Origin of the sequence: Pseudomonas fluorescens, assembly GCF_902497855.1 — a bacterium.
GTDB lineage: Bacteria > Pseudomonadota > Gammaproteobacteria > Pseudomonadales > Pseudomonadaceae > Aquipseudomonas > Aquipseudomonas fluorescens_BI.
Genome location: NZ_CABVHU010000031.1, coordinates 1 through 17,287, shown reverse-complemented (window position 1 = coordinate 17,287; position 17,287 = coordinate 1). Strand labels below are relative to the sequence as shown.

Annotated in this window: 16 protein-coding genes and 3 pseudogenes; 15 read left to right on the top strand and 4 right to left on the bottom strand. The window is 53.5% G+C overall.

Features of this window, described 5'->3' with window-relative positions:
- Window positions 1-119 precede the first annotated feature (119 nt).
- From F8N96_RS33830 to F8N96_RS33815, 4 genes are all read left to right on the top strand, one after another.
- Entirely contained in the window at window positions 120-1,448 is a 1,329-nt protein-coding gene (locus F8N96_RS33830; protein ID WP_150801481.1) for an SDR family oxidoreductase, read from the top strand.
- Between the two features lie 354 nt (window positions 1,449-1,802).
- Window positions 1,803-2,255: an aconitase X swivel domain-containing protein gene (locus tag F8N96_RS33825; RefSeq protein WP_150801480.1), complete on the top strand. Its 453-nt coding sequence runs from the start codon at window positions 1,803-1,805 to the stop codon at window positions 2,253-2,255.
- A complete protein-coding gene (locus F8N96_RS33820; RefSeq protein ID WP_150801479.1) occupies window positions 2,248-3,525 on the top strand; it encodes an aconitase X in 1,278 nt (425 codons plus the stop codon). Before F8N96_RS33825 ends, F8N96_RS33820 begins: the two co-directional genes overlap by 8 nt.
- Before the next feature lie 28 nt (window positions 3,526-3,553).
- Complete coding sequence (locus F8N96_RS33815; RefSeq protein WP_150801478.1) at window positions 3,554-4,492, top strand: ornithine cyclodeaminase family protein; 939 nt, start codon at window positions 3,554-3,556, stop codon at window positions 4,490-4,492.
- Between the two features lie 32 nt (window positions 4,493-4,524).
- On the opposite strand, the pseudogene F8N96_RS33810 reads toward F8N96_RS33815, so the two are convergent.
- Window positions 4,525-4,778: pseudogene (locus F8N96_RS33810) on the bottom strand (IS66 family transposase); the annotation flags it as partial.
- A 285-nt stretch (window positions 4,779-5,063) separates the two neighbouring features.
- On the opposite strand from F8N96_RS33810, the gene F8N96_RS33800 reads away from it, so the two are divergent.
- The 10 genes from F8N96_RS33800 to F8N96_RS33755 all read left to right on the top strand — a co-directional run bounded on the left by F8N96_RS33800 (window position 5,064) and on the right by F8N96_RS33755 (window position 14,893).
- Window positions 5,064-6,077, top strand: a complete 1,014-nt coding sequence (locus tag F8N96_RS33800; protein WP_150801477.1) for a GlxA family transcriptional regulator — start codon at window positions 5,064-5,066, stop codon at window positions 6,075-6,077.
- 256 nt (window positions 6,078-6,333) lie between these two features.
- A complete protein-coding gene (locus F8N96_RS33795; RefSeq protein ID WP_150801476.1) occupies window positions 6,334-7,476 on the top strand; it encodes an aromatic ring-hydroxylating oxygenase subunit alpha in 1,143 nt (380 codons plus the stop codon).
- Window positions 7,473-8,228 (top strand): SDR family NAD(P)-dependent oxidoreductase, encoded by a 756-nt coding sequence (locus tag F8N96_RS33790; protein ID WP_150801475.1) that lies wholly within the window; start codon window positions 7,473-7,475, stop codon window positions 8,226-8,228. Before F8N96_RS33795 ends, F8N96_RS33790 begins: the two co-directional genes overlap by 4 nt.
- An 8-nt stretch (window positions 8,229-8,236) precedes the next feature.
- On the top strand, window positions 8,237-9,166 hold the full coding sequence (locus F8N96_RS33785) for a 3-keto-5-aminohexanoate cleavage protein (RefSeq protein ID WP_150801474.1): 930 nt from the start codon (window positions 8,237-8,239) through the stop codon (window positions 9,164-9,166).
- 19 nt (window positions 9,167-9,185) lie between these two features.
- Window positions 9,186-10,607, top strand: coding sequence for an aminobutyraldehyde dehydrogenase (locus F8N96_RS33780; RefSeq protein WP_150801473.1), 1,422 nt, complete (start codon window positions 9,186-9,188; stop codon window positions 10,605-10,607).
- Window positions 10,608-10,612: 5 nt separating this feature from the next.
- Window positions 10,613-11,362 carry an SDR family NAD(P)-dependent oxidoreductase gene (locus tag F8N96_RS33775; RefSeq protein WP_150801472.1) on the top strand — a complete coding sequence of 250 codons (750 nt, stop codon included), beginning with the start codon at window positions 10,613-10,615 and terminating at the stop codon, window positions 11,360-11,362.
- A complete protein-coding gene (locus F8N96_RS33770) occupies window positions 11,362-12,297 on the top strand; it encodes a 3-hydroxyacyl-CoA dehydrogenase NAD-binding domain-containing protein (protein WP_150801471.1) in 936 nt (311 codons plus the stop codon). Before F8N96_RS33775 ends, F8N96_RS33770 begins: the two co-directional genes overlap by 1 nt.
- 104 nt (window positions 12,298-12,401) lie before the next feature.
- The gene (locus F8N96_RS33765; protein WP_150801470.1) at window positions 12,402-13,355 is read left to right on the top strand and encodes a PDR/VanB family oxidoreductase; all 954 of its coding nucleotides are present in this window, start codon (window positions 12,402-12,404) and stop codon (window positions 13,353-13,355) included.
- Window positions 13,356-13,405: 50 nt separating this feature from the next.
- The gene (locus F8N96_RS33760; protein ID WP_412071838.1) at window positions 13,406-13,879 is read left to right on the top strand and encodes a thioesterase family protein; all 474 of its coding nucleotides are present in this window, start codon (window positions 13,406-13,408) and stop codon (window positions 13,877-13,879) included.
- A 66-nt stretch (window positions 13,880-13,945) separates the two neighbouring features.
- Window positions 13,946-14,893 (top strand): choline ABC transporter substrate-binding protein, encoded by a 948-nt coding sequence (locus tag F8N96_RS33755; protein WP_150801469.1) that lies wholly within the window; start codon window positions 13,946-13,948, stop codon window positions 14,891-14,893.
- Window positions 14,894-14,998: 105 nt separating this feature from the next.
- Here the strand turns inward: F8N96_RS33755 and F8N96_RS35975 are convergent.
- Window positions 14,999-15,224: pseudogene (locus F8N96_RS35975) on the bottom strand (histone-like nucleoid-structuring protein, MvaT/MvaU family); the annotation flags it as partial.
- Window positions 15,225-15,252: 28 nt separating this feature from the next.
- Complete coding sequence (locus F8N96_RS35645; RefSeq protein ID WP_150787867.1) at window positions 15,253-15,543, bottom strand: hypothetical protein; 291 nt, start codon at window positions 15,541-15,543, stop codon at window positions 15,253-15,255.
- Between the two features lie 218 nt (window positions 15,544-15,761).
- Between F8N96_RS35645 and F8N96_RS33740 the strand changes: the two are divergent.
- A pseudogene (locus tag F8N96_RS33740) lies at window positions 15,762-16,048 on the top strand (cation:dicarboxylate symporter family transporter); the annotation flags it as partial.
- A 103-nt stretch (window positions 16,049-16,151) separates the two neighbouring features.
- Here F8N96_RS33740 and F8N96_RS33735 read toward each other — a convergent pair.
- Window positions 16,152-16,517, bottom strand: coding sequence for a histone-like nucleoid-structuring protein, MvaT/MvaU family (locus F8N96_RS33735; protein WP_150801468.1), 366 nt, complete (start codon window positions 16,515-16,517; stop codon window positions 16,152-16,154).
- Window positions 16,518-17,287: the final 770 nt, after the last annotated feature.

The following is a 17,287-nucleotide window of genomic DNA, read 5'->3' as shown; positions in this document are numbered from 1 at the left end:
AAAAAAAACTCATGTTCAAATAGCTGAAGGGACGACTATTAGGCCTTTCAGTCATCTCGATGGAACAATGAAGACAGCCCATCCTCTATCGCAACACCAGCGAACCTGAGGATGTCACCATGATCGACTCATTGACCGGTATGAAGCCTGGCGAGCGTTACGCTGTCGAAAGCCTGGAACGCACACGAAATTTTCCGGGATTCTTCCTCGACGGAAAATACTACCTTGGCCCCGAATTAATGACTGCCGTTGGGTGGCTAGAAGGTCAGCGATTTTTTTACGACGAACTTGATCCTGTAGGCGAACCGGTATTTCCAGATCGAGTCGCCGGCACCATTGAAGATCTGACATTGACCTTGATAGATGGCGCACGTTTGAAGCTGAACAAGCTGCGTTACAACGCCCAAGTGGATTTACCCTCATCAGAGGTTAGAGACCGTCCTGAGGTGTACCGCAGAGACCCGACAAGCGCCCTCTATAATAAACTGGTGGTCATCACCGGGGCATCAAGCGGCATAGGCCGCGCAGCAGCTCATGCATTCGCCAGTAAGGGCGCCCGCCTGGTATTGGGGGCACGTGACGAAGCCGCGCTCGCTGAAGTCGTCGAAGAATGTGCTGCTCGGGGTGCCACAGCCCTGGCAGTTCAAACTGATGTGACTAACAGCGAACAGATGCGCGCTTTGGCGGATCAAGCTGCCGCGTTTAGTAACGGACAGATAGACATTTGGATCAACAATGCCGGTGTCGGAGCAGTTGGCAGGTTCGAGGAAACACCGCTTGAAGCACACGAGCAGGTGCTGCAAACGGATCTGATCGGTTACCTGCGCGGCGCCTATGTGGCATGGCCTTACTTCAAGGCGCAAAAACGCGGCACTTTGATCAACACCCTGTCGCTGGGGAGTTGGGTCGCACAGCCCTATGCCGCTGCTTACTCTGCCAGCAAATACGGCTTGCGCGGTTTGAGCGAAGCGTTGCGCGGAGAACTGATCGGATACCCCGATATCCATGTGTGCGACATTTATCCGGCTGTCATGGACACACCGGGATTTCGTGATGCAGGTAACTTCACCGGTCATGCGCTCAAGCCACCGCCACCTCTCTATGATCCACATCTCGTCGCCCAAGCGATGGTTGCCTGTGCGTTACGTCCAAGACCCAGCACCACGGTGGGAGGTGCGGCCACGATGGCCCGTCTGGCACATTTCCTGGTTCCGGGGTTCCCGCTCCTGTCAGGATGGCTGACTCGCTTGGGTGTAGAACATGGCCCACAGTCTGAATCGTCATCAGGGAATCTGTTTGCGCCGCCCAGTGGTGATCGCCGCATTGAGGGTGGCTGGCGTGCGGCCAAGCACAGACCATCGATTCTGGTTGCTGCAGGCGTGGCATTGTTGTTTGGCGGCTGCGTCTACGCGCTTAATCGTAAAGGACGACGAGAGCGTTTCCGCTAGCAACTTCAGTTACTCAACTATTGATTAAAGTTTGCAGTTGCATCGCTGAGAAGTACAAAGGGCCCTCTCGGGCTCTTTGTACTCAAACCAAAATCACATGGTCACTCGCTCTGGTCGCACGTTCGTGAGCCCCTCATGATCCTGCTCAAAAATTCGAATATTGCTAGCTCGCTGCATGAATTAGGATCTTTTCATCATCATTCGGCATAAAGTTTTCTACTGGAAATTGTCATGATCCTTCTATCTGGCAGATTGGTTGTAGCGGAGCATGCAGCGATAACAACAAATAGGAGCAGATCCTATGGCCTCAAGAAACTGCGAGGATCCGCTTCTGCTTTTGCCTGAGGGAATAAAATGAGTGAGCAGCCCAGGATTGACCACGGGCCTCAGCTACACATGGCTAAGGGCCGTGTGCTGGTTGGAGGTCATGCCCAGGCACCGCTGTGTGCCACCCGAAACATGATCAGCTTCTGGGGCGGATACGATCCTGCTACGGGCGTGATTATCGACCGACATCATCCCCTTAACGGGGAAGACCTGACCAACCGGATTTTCGCGTTGCCGAAGGGTAAGGGCTCCAGCACAGGCAGTGCCGTGCTGCTTGATGCCTTGCACAATGGCCATGCGCCCGCAGGGATAATCCTGAATAAAGTCGACGAGATAATTGCACTAGGTGTCGTGATCTTCGACGAGTTCTTCGGCCAAAAGATTCCGGTTGTGCAATTAGAGAACGACGATTTCGAGATGCTGTTCTCGGCCAGTAGTGCAAGTATCTCGGAAGATGGAACGGTGACGCTTTATGAATGAGTTTATCCATCAGATCGAACTCTCCGAGCGCGATCAGGCGATCCTTGCCGGTGATGAAGGACGTGCGGCGCAGATTGCGCTGCGGGTAATCCTGAAGATCGCGGTGATGCAGGATGCGAAAAGGTTAGTCGACATCACGAGTGTGCATGTTGGCGGTAGCATCTATACCGGGCAAGCCAGTCTCAAGGTTATCGAGACACTCGCTGAAATGGGCGCGAAGGTGTGTGTACCCACCTCGATCAATGCCATTTCTATCGACCGAAAACGCTGGAAAGAACAGAACATCGATCCAGAGTTTGCAGGCTATGCCGACCGTCTGGCGACGGCTTTTGAAAAAATGGGCGCCAAGCCCATCTTTTCTTGCACGCCGTATGTGTTTCCGGAGGTGCCGAAACTCGGTGATGACATCGTCTGGGCAGAATCCAATGCCATTGTTTACTCCAACAGTGTGCTGGGCGCCCGTACCAACCGCCAAGGTGACTTCCTTGACATATGCGCCGCCATCGTTGGCCGTGCGCCATACTGCGGTTTGCATCTGGAGGAAAATCGCAAGGGCAATTTTGTCATCAATATTCCGAAGCTCGATAACCTCGACAGCTCCTTTTATACCGTACTGGGCTATCTCATTGGCAAGCATGCTGGTGCTGATATCCCGGTTATCTGCGGTATCGAGGAAAAACCAAATCAGGAAAACCTCAAATACCTTAGCTCCACCTTGGCCACCTCGGGTGCGGTCGGGATGTTCCACATGATCGGTGTTACCCCTGAAGCCCCGACGTTGGAGGCAGCGCTGGGTAACAAACCGGCAACTCGAACCCTGAATGTCACACAAGAGGAACTGCTGTCGGTGTTCGAGAAGCTTTCGACCACTAAGCAAGAGAAACTCGATTTGGTCTTGGTGGGCAGCCCGCATTTTACGCTGGGGGATTTTGCGGAACTCGCTCCGCTGGTAGACGGTAAGCAGGTCGATGCTGGATGTGACTTTCTTATCACTACCAGCCAGTACGTATATGAGCAGGCTCAAAAGTCCGGCTACATAAAGAGAATCGAGGCATTTGGTGCGCGAATCAGCACGGACATCTGTCTTTGCATGCTCAACGCTGACATGTTTCCGGTTTCCACCCGCACAGCGATGACCAACTCCGGCAAATTCGCCCACTATGGCCCGGGCCTGGTTGGCAAAGACGTTTCTTTTGGCAGCTTGGCCGATTGCGTCAACTCGGCCCAAGTCGGTAAGCGCATCATCAGTCGCCCGCAATGGCTGCAATGAAACCCGAACTGAAGGGAGTATTATCTGGATGAAACTGGTTTCTGCTGAACAGATCAATGCTGTTCTGGATTGGCCCGGAGTATTGGGTGCCTTGCGGCAAGTGCATTTGGGCGCACGTCCTTTTATTGATGACTACCTTCTGGGTGACAGCGAGTACGGTCTGTTCAGCAGGGGGGTGATCTTGCCGGGCTTCGGCGCAGGCGTGAAGATAGCTTCTATATGTCCGGGTAATTTGAAAGCCACGTTGCCCTTGCCGGTTGAGCAGGCTGCGTTCGTCGTCATCGACGAGCACACCAAGGCAATTGTTGCAATCTGCGATGGGCCGGCTATCACGGCCTGGAAGACCGCCGGGGATTCAGCCCTCGCAGGGGAACGTCTGAGCCGTCAGGACAGCAGTAACTTGCTGGTGCTGGGTGCGGGGCCCGTTGCACGGGCGCTAACCGAGGCTTATCTGCATATCCGGCCGGGTATTCGAAAAGTGATGTTGTGGAACAGGACATCCTCAAAACTAGAGTCGTTTGCCGCGCAGCTTCGGGCACGGCGTATTGATGTCACCTTAGTCTGTGACCTGGATGAGGCAGTAGGACATGCTGATATCATTGCCTCAGCAACAGCTTCGACGATTCCACTGATAAAAGGACGACTTGTTCAGCCAGGCACCCATGTTGATTTGGTGGGTGGCTTCAGGTCTGACATGCAAGAAGCCGATGCGCAGTTGGTGGGTAGCGCTAGGCTCTATGTGGATGATCGCAAAGGGGCGTTAAACTCAGGTGACTTCCAGATTCCGTTGCGCGCAGGCGTGATCAGTGAAGAATCAATTCAGGCGGATCTCTTTGAGATTTGCCAGTCACGCGCAGCACTTCGCCAGCCAGAAGACATTACGTTGTACAAAAATACTGGCGGTGCGCATTTGGATTTGACGGTCTGCCAGTACGTCCTCAGACACCTAGCCTCGAAGGTTGGTTGAACGTAAGTTTTTCTGGAACACACCTTTCCTAATTAAACGAGCCTCCACTTATGCGGTGCAGAAAGGCCGTAAATTTACTTGCCCGCTGCTTCTGCAAAAGCGTCAGCTCGTCGTCCAGATACGCATACGTATCATGCCTATTCATGAGCGCATGACTGGATCAATTTCATGATCGCCGCCACCCGTTTTCCGCTGTGCACCGACCCCGCGAACAACCAGTTAGAACGCCGAAGTGCCCGGGGCCGGATTTGGTTTCTACTTGATTGTTATCAATGAGCACGGCCCCAGCAATCTAGGACGCGTGAAGGCTTTCACTGCCAAAATCATGATGAATGTAAAAATCGACTGAGTCTTTTCGATTGGTTCGAGCTTGTAGAGCTATCGTACGGCATGCGGTATATGTGACATTGCAATACCAAGCAAACGTAACCGCATGCGCTTGGGCAAGGCTGCAGCTGAGAGGATTGGATTCAACGCTGGAAACGATGCTGGACGTGACAACCCATCGCAGATTGAAACGCCTCATGAGTCCACGATATAAAACACTGAAGAACTCCTGGGGTGATCATGCATGCCAACCAATTTCGACATACCTTTCACACTGCTTATTATCGTTTGCCCACATTACAATCTTGCCGCAACAACCGCGTTCATAGATCCATTTCGGGTGGCGAATTACCTCAGCGGTCATTCTCGATTTCAGTGGGAAATTGCATCGACTACTGGTGGGCCCATTGTCGCCAGCAATGGCATGAGTATTCAGACAAAGGCATTGGCTGAATTTCAAAAGATTCCAAAAGATCTCGTTATCGTGTCATCCAGTTGGGCACCAGAGGCACAAAATAGCCCTAGCCTTCATGCGGCGCTACGTAGCTGGGCGAGAGCAGGCAGTACTCTAGGAGCTCTGGATACAGGCACGTTCATCCTGGCCGAGGCAGGGCTATTGAATGGCAAGCGGGCTACCGGACACTACGAGCATATTGATGCATTGCGCGAGCTTTATCCTGACGTCGATATCTGCGAAGACATGTTCGTGTTCGACGATAAGAGGATCACATGCTGTGGCGGCGCCGCATCATTAGATTTCGCCTTGCACATCATTCGCAATATCCATGGCGATACTCTGACTAATGAGACGGCTCGCTACCTGTTCCACCAGAGCCTGCGGCCCCATGGAATACAGCAGAACCCCGATGCACCGCAACCACTGGGCAGTACAGTGCCAGATGTGGTTAAGCAAGCAATCAAGATCATGGAGGCAAACCTTGAAGAGGCAGTGAGCATTCCTGCCATCTGCCAGCAGATCTCCATTTCTCAACGCCACCTCGACCGACTTTTCAGGCAGATAGTCCATAAAACCCCTGCCACCTATTACCGCGACATCCGTTTGGATCGCGCTCGTGGTCTGGTGACACAAACTGGATTGTCACTAACGGAAATTGCCATCGCTTCCGGCTTTTCCAATCAGTCGCACTTTAGTAAAGCCTATCGCCTACGATTCGGCTTGACGCCGAGATGCGACCGTCTCGAAGGACGCATCCCCTTCGATTTTCGTGCATGGCCGATGCATCAGGTAACGCCCTGACCTAACCGTCAGCCACTTCACGCTCTTCTTCATTCCGCCTTTTCCACTACAGGCTCCAGCAAACTCACTATCAATCAGGTTGCTCGTGAGCGCTGAAAATGTCGATTTCTGATCGCTCATATCCATTAGCGACAGTGGCTAAAAAAGGACATTTCGCGTCCAGCTTTGAACATTCCTCCGCCCGGCCAAGCACCACTATCAAATCACGAAATGAAGGACACAACTTCAATACCGTTGATTATCGAGGGCCGCTGACATGTCTGAAGTAATAACAAAAGAACAACTGGAGGAAATCTCCAGAGGCTACCACCCAGACCCACTCGTCTCTCAGTCATTGCGTTCAGAGGCTTACGTTGACCCTCTATGGTTCAAACTGGACGAACAGCAAATCCTCGCCAAATCCTGGCAGTGGGTCTGCCATATCGAAAAAGTTCGGGAGCCTGGCACCTACACCACCACAGAAATCGCCGGCAATCCGGTTGCCGTGGTTCGCGATCATGATGGTGTACTGAGAGCCTTCTATAACGTTTGCAAACATCGCGCTCATCCCGTGCTCTCCGGGGAAGGCAAGGTAAACCGCATCATTTGCCCTTACCACTCCTGGTGCTATGGCTTGAACGGACAGCTGGCCGCAGCTCCTCATGTTGGCGGGCTCAAGGATTTCGATAAAAGCGAGATTCATCTGAGCCCGATTCAAGTCGAGGAGTTCTGCGGGTTCATCTACGTCAACCTGGATGCAAATGCTCGAACGCTGAGTGAACAGTCGGGCGACTTGAAAAAGGAAATTCTGCACTGGGCCCCGGACATTGATGGCCTGACCTTCGGCCATCGCCTGACCTACGAAATCAAATCCAATTGGAAGAACGTTGTCGATAACTTCCTCGAGTGTTACCACTGCCCGACAGCGCACAAAGATTTTTGCACGCTGGTGGATATGGACACCTACAAGGTCGACACCCACGGGATTTACTCCAGCCATATGGCAGAGGCTGGGAAAGGCCAAAACACCGCCTACGATACCTCCAAAGCCAAAGTTCGTACCCATGCAGTGTGGTGGCTGTGGCCCAACACGTGCCTGATGCGCTACCCAGGACGCAGCTCGATGATCGTACTGCACATCATTCCTGTCGGCCCTGACCTGACGCTCGAAACCTACGACTTTTTCCTTGAAACGCCGGAAACCGACGAGATGGAGCGGGAAGCCATCCGGTATCTCGATGAAGTTCTGCAAGTCGAAGATATTTCGTTGGTCGAAAACGTCCAGCGTGGCATGAGGACACCTGCTTTCGAGCAAGGCCGAATTGTAACCGATCCCAACGGCTCCGGAAAATCCGAACACGCTCTTCACCATTTCCATGGCTTGGTTCTAGAAGCATACGCTCAAGGGGTACAACAATGACTCTTACACTTAAAGGAAAAGTGGCCTTCATTACAGGGGGATGTGGCGGGATAGGTCGAGCGATCTGTGCGCGCTTGGTGAGAGAAGGCGCGACTGTGTACGCGGCGGATCTCAAGCAGGGCGATTTAGCTGAAGGCGCCGAGTTTTTGCGCCTTGATGTAAGTGACGAAACCCAGGCGCAAGCCGCGATGCAGCACGTAGAGCAAGCCCATGGACGGCTCGACATCCTGATCAATGCGGCCGGTATCGAAGTTGAAGAAACCATCGAGCACACCAGCCTGGAGGTATGGAATCGTGTCTTCGCGGTAAATGTCACCGGCACTTTTCTCACATCCAAACACGCATTACCTCTTCTGCGCAAAAGCAGCGGTGCAAGCGTCATCAACTTTGGCTCTTACGACGGCTTTATTGCCGATCCGGGATTGGCGGCATATTGCGCCAGTAAAGGCGCAGTGCATGCTCTCACTCGCGCCATGGCCTGTGATCATGGCCCAGAAGGTATTCGAGTCAATGCGATATGCCCGGGATACATCGACACGCCAATGCTGCGTAGCTTTTTCAAGGATCACGGCGACATCGAGAGCCTTGAAAGTGCAGTACGGGGCGTTCATCCAATTCGCCGCTATGGCACGCCCGACGATGTCGCAAATCTTGTGAACTGGCTGGCGGGCGACGAGGCGCGCTACGCAAGCGGTCAGTTGTGGATACTCGATGGCGGCCTGACCGCTCAAGTCCAACAGATGAAATTGTGAGCCCCATCATGCCTAAATCCGTGATCATCACCTGCGCCACCACCGGTGGCGTACATACCCCGACCATGTCCGAGTACCTGCCTATCACCCCGCAGGAGATTGCCGAATCTTCGATTGAGGCGGCTAAGGCAGGGGCATCGATCATTCACCTTCATGCGCGTAACCCCGAGACGGGCAAGCCTGATCCTCGTCCTGAATTATTCCAGGACTTCATGGGCCAGATCAGTCGTCAAAGCGATGCAGTACTCAACGTGTCCACAGGCGGAGGCCTGGGCATGAGTCGTGAGGAGCGACTGCGGGCTGCATTGAGCGTGAGTCCGGAGATGGCATCGCTGAACGTTGGCTCAATGAACTTCGGCATTTTCCCGATGAAGGACAAATACTCGAACTGGAAGCACGATTGGGAACCAGCCTTCCTGGACAGCACACGCGATTTCATCTTCCGCAACACCTTCGCGGACATCGAATACATCGTCAAAGAACTCGGGGACGGCCACGGAACCCGCTTTGAATTCGAGTGCTACGACCTGGGCCACCTCTACAATCTGGCCTGGATCATCGACCAAGGATGGGTCAAACCACCCTTCCTGATCCAGATCGTGTTCGGCGTATTAGGAGGAGTCGGCGCGGATCTGGATAACCTTATGCACATGCATACGGTGGCGCAAAAGCTGTTCGGTAAAAACTACGAGTGGTCAGTTCTGGCCGCAGGAAAAAATCAAATTCAGTTCGCCACTCAAGCCGCACTGTTAGGCGGAAACGTGCGGGTCGGTCTGGAGGATAGCCTCTACATAGGTCGCGGCGAGAAAGCGAAAAGCAACGCCGAACAGGTTCTCAAGATTCGTTCGATTATCGAGAATCTGGGACTCAACATCGCAACGCCTACTGAAGCAAGAGCACGTCTCGGCCTCAAGGGCAGCGAAAAGGTCAACCTCTGATCGCTGCCGGAGAAACAACATGCACACCAAAATGCTGATTAATGGCGAACTCGTGAAGGGCGAAGCCTCCATCACGGCGATCGTCGATCCTGCCACAGGCGAAACAATCGCCCATGTACCGCAGGCGAGTACCGAGCAGGTCGACGCCGCAGTATGCAGCGCAGTAGAAGCGTTTACTCATTTTTCAACCACGACACCGGCAGAACGCGCAGCCCTCCTGCTCGATATCGCTGAGATCATTGAAACAAACGCCGAAGAGCTGGCCTCCCTTGAAAGCCTAAACGTGGGTAAACCCTGGCCTTCTGCACTCACCGATGAAGTCCCCTTAACGGTGGACACATTCCGTTTTTTCGCGGGTGCTGCCCGAACATTGTCTGGTGTTTCAGCAGGCGAATACGTTACCGGACACACCAGCATGATCCGCCGCGACCCACTTGGGCCAGTGGCAGCTATCGCTCCTTGGAATTATCCATTGATGATGGCCGCCTGGAAAATTGCAGCCCCATTGGCAGCGGGCTGTACCGTAATCCTTAAGCCCGCTGAAATTACGCCACTGTCCACGCTGCGCCTGGCTGAACTCATTAACGAGCGTGTTCCTCAAGGCGTAATCAATATCGTTCATGGCAAGGGAGCGTTCATCGGTGATCGTCTTATCAATGCTGCTGGGATTGAAGGAGTAAGCATCACAGGGTCACCCGCTACGGGTAGCGCGGCGATGCGAGCAGCTGCGCAGGAAATGCGGCAGGTTCATGTCGAACTGGGCGGGAAGGCACCAGTAATTGTCTATGCCGATGCGGACATCGACAAGCTAGTCGCCACCTTGCGCGCAACTGCATTCTTTAACGCAGGCCAAGACTGCGCACAGCCTTGCCGTCTGATCGTCGCAGCCTCTATCTACGACCGGGTGGTGGCTGAACTTGCTAATGCAGTATCGAGCATTCAGGTCGGTAGTCCTCGCGCCGCCGGAACTGAAATGGGCCCGCTGGTGAGCGAGCAACATCGGATGACCGTTGCAGGTTTTGTAGATCGAGCTCGCAGTTACGCCGAAGTAGTCGCCGGTGGGGAAATGTTGCCAGGCCCCGGCTTCTTCTATCGCCCAACGGTGATCGCTCACGTTGACAACTATGCCGAAATTGCGACCAACGAAGTCTTCGGCCCCGTTATTTCGGTGTCTCGATTTGCCGAGGATGAAGACCCAATCCAGATCGCTAACAACGGACGCTACGGACTTGCCTCTTCGGTCTGGACGCGTGATAGCGGAAGAGCCATGGCAGCGACAGCTCGTCTTCGTTATGGATTTACCTGGGTCAACACCCATGGCGTCGCTACGCCAGAAATGCCATGGGCGGCTATGAAAGGTTCAGGCCACGGTTGCGATATGTCGGTCTTCGCACTCGATGCCTACACCTCGATTCGCCACGTCATGTTTGCTCACGAGTAATAGCTATGAATAAAGACATCATAATTGTGACAGGCGGCAGCCGAGGTATTGGGCGCGCGATTGTTGAACGGTTTCTACAGCAAGGTGCTCGTGTTCTGACATGCGGTCGAGGCCCTCGTCCTGAAGATCTCGATACCCAGGTTGCCTGGGTTCAGGCAGATGTTTCCAAAACCGAAGACGCCAATCGAGTTGTGTCGGAAACCCGAAAGCTGCTCGGCGAACCGACAGTGCTCATCAACAACGCCGGCGTACAAGTGGAGAAAACCGTCGTTGGTACCTCCGATGACGATTGGGATCTGGTCATGGGTGTCAATGCCAAGGGCACGTTCAACATGTGTCGGGCAATCCTGCCGGGTATGGAAAAAGACGGTGGTGTCATCGTCAACGTCGGTTCGATCTCCGGCCTGAATGCTGACCCTTCCATGGCCGTGTACAACGCCTCGAAAGCTTTCGTTCATGGCCTCACCCGCTCCATTGCCGTTGATCACGGGCCACGGGTGCGCTGCAACGCTGTTTGCCCTGGCTGGATCATGACGGCCATGGCAGAGGACGGCTTCGCCCTCGCTAAAAACCCGTCATTGGCGAAGGCCGACGCGCTCGCCCGTCACGCGGCGGGTCGATTCGGTAAGCCGGAGGATGTTGCAAATATGGTGGCCTGGCTCGCATCTGAGCAGGCCGGTTTTGTCACGGGCCAATGCATCGTAGTCGATGGTGGTTTGACCACTGCTTCCCCGCTTCAACCGAGGTTATTCTAATGAGCGATTTCCAAAACGTTGCTGTACTGGGTGCCGGCGTAATTGGGGCGAGCTGGACGGCGCTTTTTTTGGCCTCCGGGCGAAACGTAGCAGTTTTTGACCCTGCCGAGGGCATGGAAACTTTTGTACGTGACTATGTAAAAACGGCATGGCCAACGCTGACTGAGTTGGGTTTGGTAAAAGCCGGTGCACCTGGAGAGCTGAGTTTTCATGCAACTGCTGCCGAGGCCGTAAAGTCAGCCGACTTCATTCAGGAAAGCGTTCCTGAGCGCATCAAGATCAAGCATGCTCTGTACGCGGAAATCGAGCCGGTGCTCAAGACTGGCGCAATCGTCGCATCCTCCGCATCGGGCCTGCCTCTCAGCGAAATGCAAGCAGGATGGAAAAACCCGTCCCACTTCATTTTGGGCCACCCGTTCAATCCACCACACCTCATTCCACTCGTTGAACTGATGGGTAATGACCAAACCGCCACAGGCGTACTGGAGCACGCCGAAAAGTTCTATGACTTGGTGGGAAAAGTGACCATTCGCGTCAACCGCGAAGTACCCGGTCACGTCGCCAACCGGCTTCAAGCCGCGCTGTGGCGCGAGGCTATTCACTTAGTACAGATTGGCGCCGCCAGCGTTAAGGATGTCGATACGGCAGTCTGGGCGGGCCCGGGACTGCGCTGGGCGGCGATGGGGCCGACGATGCTGTTCAACCTGGGTGGTGGCCCTGGTGGACTGGAATCGTTCTGTGAAAAGTACACCGAAAGCTTTCACCGCTGGTGGGATGACCTCGGTAATCCACGACTCGACGCTGAGACCGCCGCCCTGCTCGTTGAAGGTGTCAACGAGGAGTCACAAGGTAGTTCTCAAGCAGACCTTTCCAACGCTCGCGACGCATTGATTACCGCAATGCTGAAAACAACTGCAAGTCTGCGTCGGGCATAACGATCACAGATGAGGATGGAGAGAGGACGCGCAGGCTTGGGCGTCCTTTCACCATGTGGACAGGACGCCAGCCTTTTGTTGAACTTGGGTAATACGAGGTATTTATGTCAGCAGATCATCTCACTCTGCGTGTTGTCGATCTCGCTGCTGAAGCGAAAGGCGCGATGGTCGTTGAACTGCGTGCACCTTCCGGTGGCGAACTACCAGGCTTCACCCCTGGAGCACACATAGAGCTGCATCTGGCCGAGGGCGGGATCCGCCAGTATTCCCTTTGCAACGACTCTCGGGAACGCGATCGTTATCGAGTGGGCGTAGGCCTTTCCCCCACAAGTAGAGGTGGATCTCGCCATGTTCATCAATTTCTGCGGGTCGGCGACCTGATTACAGTCACACCACCGCGCAACAACTTCCCGCTCGCGGAGGATGCTCCAAGGCATGTTTTCTTCGCCGGCGGAATCGGCATCACGCCGATTCTCTCAATGATCAAGTGGTGCGAAGCCAATCAACGTGCATGGCATTTGTATTACCTGGTACGCAATCGTCAACGTGCCGCTTTTCTTGAAGAGTTAGCGGAGTATGGCGACCGGGTCACGCTACACGCCGATAACGAAGCCGGTGGATTATTTGATGTTGTCAGTGCCCTTGTTCAGCAGCCGCTCACCAGTCATTTCTACACCTGTGGCCCTACCCCGTTGATGCTGGCTGTCGAGGCTGCAGCAAAATCATTTCCATCGGAACAGGTTCATTTCGAATGGTTTACCCCCAAGGAACCGACGACGCCCATTCGTGCGCAGAGCTTCACCGTCAAATTGGCGAAGAGCGGAAAAAGCTTTGACGTTCCACCGGATAAATCAATCCTCGAAATGCTCGAAATTCAAGGTGTCATCGTCGAAAACTCGTGTCGTGAGGGTACCTGCGCGTCTTGTGAAACCCGCGTGCTGGCTGGCATTCCTGATCATCGAGACAGTGTGCTTTCAGAGGTGGAAAGGAAGAAAAACTGCTCAATGATGGTCTGCGTTTCTCGAGCTATCTCGGACACACTCGAACTAGATCTTTAACGCTGTTCTCGGCCAGCCGTGGGGCTGGCTTCATTTATAGAGGAGCCCCCGTGAACAACTTACTGATGACTTTCGAAACGCCGATCATCGAGGACTGGATTGACTACAATGGTCACTTACGAGACGCATTTTATTTCTTGCTGTTCAGCTACGCCACCGACGCGCTGATGGACAAGATTGGTCTGGATGAAAAAAGTCGGGCCATTTCCGGGCATACACTTTACACGCTTGAAGCGCACATCAACTACTTGCTCGAAGCGAAGCTGGACGATGTCGTGCAAGTACGTACCCAACTGATCGATCGTGATTACAAACGCCTTCATATCGTGCACCATCTATACCGTCCGGAGGCTTCGCAATTGCTTGCGGCCAGCGAGCAACTATTGATGAACATCGACCAACGTGCTGGCCGCTCAGCGCCTTTTGCGGCGCAGTCAGAACAGCAAGTGAACGATTTGTACAACCTGCACCAAGGATTGGCGCGTCCAGAGTGGTGTAGTCGAAAGATACAAATTAGAAAATAAGAATGCTGTCGATGCAATAACAATAACTGCCGATCCAATTGTCAACATTTTCGAGGAACTCGCGTCATGAAAGCTTCGCTTCCCATGCTACTGATGTTTTCCCTCACAGCGTCGTTCACAACTTTTGCTGCCGAACCTGAGCAGTGTCGTCTTGTTAAACTTTCCGATCCCGGCTGGACTGATATTCAAAGCACTACCGCAGTCGCCACAACGATTTTGAAGAGCCTCGACTACCAGACCAAAGTGACACTGCTCGGTGTCCCGCTTACCTACAAAGCATTAGCCGAGGGTAGAAACCTGGATGTTTTTCTGGGCACCTGGATTCCGACCATGGAAGCGGATTTGAAGCCCTATCGGGAGGCAGGAAAAGTCGATACTGTCCGCGCAAACTTGGAAAACGCTAAATATACGCTGGCCGTGCCTCAGGAGCTTTGGGAACGAGGCTTGAAAGACTTTTCCGACATCGTCAAATTCAAAGACGAATTGGGCAGCAAAATCTACGGCCTCGAAGCGGGTGATGGAGGCAACGCCGCAGTACTCAAGGCCATCGACGAAAACGCCTTCGGTTTGAAAGACGCTGGTTTCACGGTTGTCGCTTCCAGTGAAGCCGGCATGCTATCCCAGGTCGAGCGAGCGCAACGACGCAAGTCCGCCATCGTGTTTTTAGCTTGGGAACCCCATCCTATGAACACTCGCTTCAAGATGAAATACCTCACGGGAGGAGACGCGTTCTTTGGCCCCAACTTTGGACAAGCTACCGTCTATACGAACACACGAAAAGGCTACGTCGACCAATGCCAGAACGTTGGTCAACTCCTCAAAAATCTGAGTTTCAGCTTGGCTATGGAGAACCAAATCATGGGTTCGATCTTAGACGACAAGATGGAGCCAGAAGCTGCTGCCAAAACTTGGCTTAAACAGAATCCGCAAATTCTAGATAGCTGGCTGGCCGGCGTCACTACGTGGGGCGGAAAACCTGGACTGGATGCGGTCAAAGCTAAATTGCTGCCGTGACAGCAGACGAGTACAACGCTGTTGAATGCATATAAGTCAGTGGACAGGCTTAGACACTCGTGAACAAAAAGGGCCCTCCCAGGCCCTTTTGTACTCAAACCAAACTCACTTGGTCAGCCAAGACTCAACGGTCGCGGAGCCGTGCTCAGCTTTCCATTCCTTCAGAGTCTTGGTTGCCTCCCTTGGTTTCGACGACTTCGCCGGTGTGCGGATTGTTGTAAATCGTCACCGGGCGAGGCTTAAGATTGCGGTTATGGACTCAACAGCTGGAGCACGACGGCGGCCAATTCTGTGGATCGAGTAGGTTGATCACATACTTCATATGACGACCACACCCCCAACAAGCTGCAGATATGGGTCTAGGCAACATGCCTTTCAGTAGGTCTGAGACCAATCGCGAGTCGCCTTGCACACCCCACGCCCCATGCTAAAGCACGAGTCATTGATTCACCTGGCCTGGAATCCAGCGCCTCTTCATGCAAAGCCATGCCGCTCGCTGCATACACTCCAATGAACATCTGCGTGTTTCCCGAGGGCGACAGCCTCACTTGGACATCAATGACGGTTCCGTCGTCTAACGTTTCGTCGTGTGTTCGATGGTGAAGCGCCGGATCAACCCATTGCCAAAACACATTCCCTCGAATACGCATGCCACGCCCTCCTACGACTTTAGTCTTATATGTCGGAAAACTCACCATAGCGCAGAGATGTGCGGAGGCCACGGGTTGCTTCAAGTTTGAATGCTAAATCGGACGATTGGCCGCGATTCCTATACACGGCTAGAAATCCTGCATAGGTTCGGAGGAAGTCTTTTAGCTTTAGTTGAGGGAATGGGGGTTTTGCCGGTTGCAGCACCGCACGTACTAGCGCCGTCATGCTGGCCACGTCCTAAGGCGCAGCAGCGGTGTCCGGCGGCAGCTTGGTCGGTTCACCGCCACGGTGACAGCAATTGGTGTACTACCATTGGAAGGCCTCGCCCTACTGTTTGGCGTATACCGTTTTATGTCCATGGTCATGGCCATTGCCACCTGCAACAGCATCGGCAATAGCGTAGCGACCGTGGTGGTGTCGAAGTGGTCGGGGGAGTTTACCGAGCAGACTGCAAAGGCCGAATACAGCCGAGTGTTTGGGCGGAATCCGGAAGCGGGGCTTTAACGGATCTAAAGTGGTAACTGGAAATGTCAATCCCCTCAGATTGACTAAATATCGATAACAAAAAAAAGGCCCTGATGGGCCTTTTCTTGTACTCAAACCAACATCACTTGGCGAGCCAAGACTCCACCGTGTCAGAACCGAATTTCGCTTTCCATTCTTTCAGCGTCTTATGGTTGCCGCCTTTGGTTTCTACCACTTCACCGGTCTCCGCATTTTTGTAGACCTTTACCTGGCGAGGTTTGCGAGTGCTGCTCGTCGACTCAGCAGCGGGCGCATGACGACCCGCCCTTGGGTCAAGTAGGTTAACGATGTCTCTCAAGCTGTAGCCATACTTGGCAAGAAGGGCACGTAGCTTCATTTCGAATTCAATTTCCTGCTTGAGGCCAGCATCACCCTTGAGAGCTTCGAGCACTTGGAGCTGCTCAGCCAAGTGTTTTTCAAGCTGACGAAATTCTGCGAGTTTGGACATGAGATATCTCTCCATGATTGTTAACCCCACTTTACACCAATAACAGTGTTTCGGTTTGAACAAGCGCGTTTTGCCTTACTCTGCAAGTCGTCCATCGCAACGTCCCCTTTGATCGTTAAGCCCGTCACTTAAAGGTAAAAGACAGGCTTCATAGCCAACCTTATCCGTCATCAAGTTGAATCACGCAGGCGGCATAGGGTCATCTACTAGGAGAGCAAGAAGACGACAAGGAGTGGAGGAATTATGGGCCTTGCCATGACAATCTTCAGCATGATCGCCGCTTGGATGGCGATAGCTCTGGCTATGCTGTGGGGACTGCTTCGAATCGCACGTCGTCACCAATCGTGTACCGAGGACATTACTTTCCGTGATGTCAGTAGGAGACAAGCGCCAATGCCTCGCTCAATGTCGCTTGTGACTTCGTCACACTGATGCCGCCCGAGAGAAGCCCTCGTGTTGAGACGACGGCAGGAAATGACGAGCGTGAGTGGTGCCCTCCTAGGAGCTTAAGGGATGTATCCGACGACATCTGACGGTCGCTACTTTGTAGTCAAAGGACAGCTGTGGCGCTGCAGCAACCCCTGGCTAAATGAAGATGTGCGGCAGCGCTTGGTCAAAGACTTGATGACAGCGCGTCTTGAGGGTAACCGTCCGGGCAACACACCTTCCTGACACCGTCGCTTGAGGCGATGGTGTCCACCTAAATTTAAGTGGACACCATTTTTAGCCTTTTTAAGCGGACGCCTATGCCACAAGAACGCCGTTCCTAT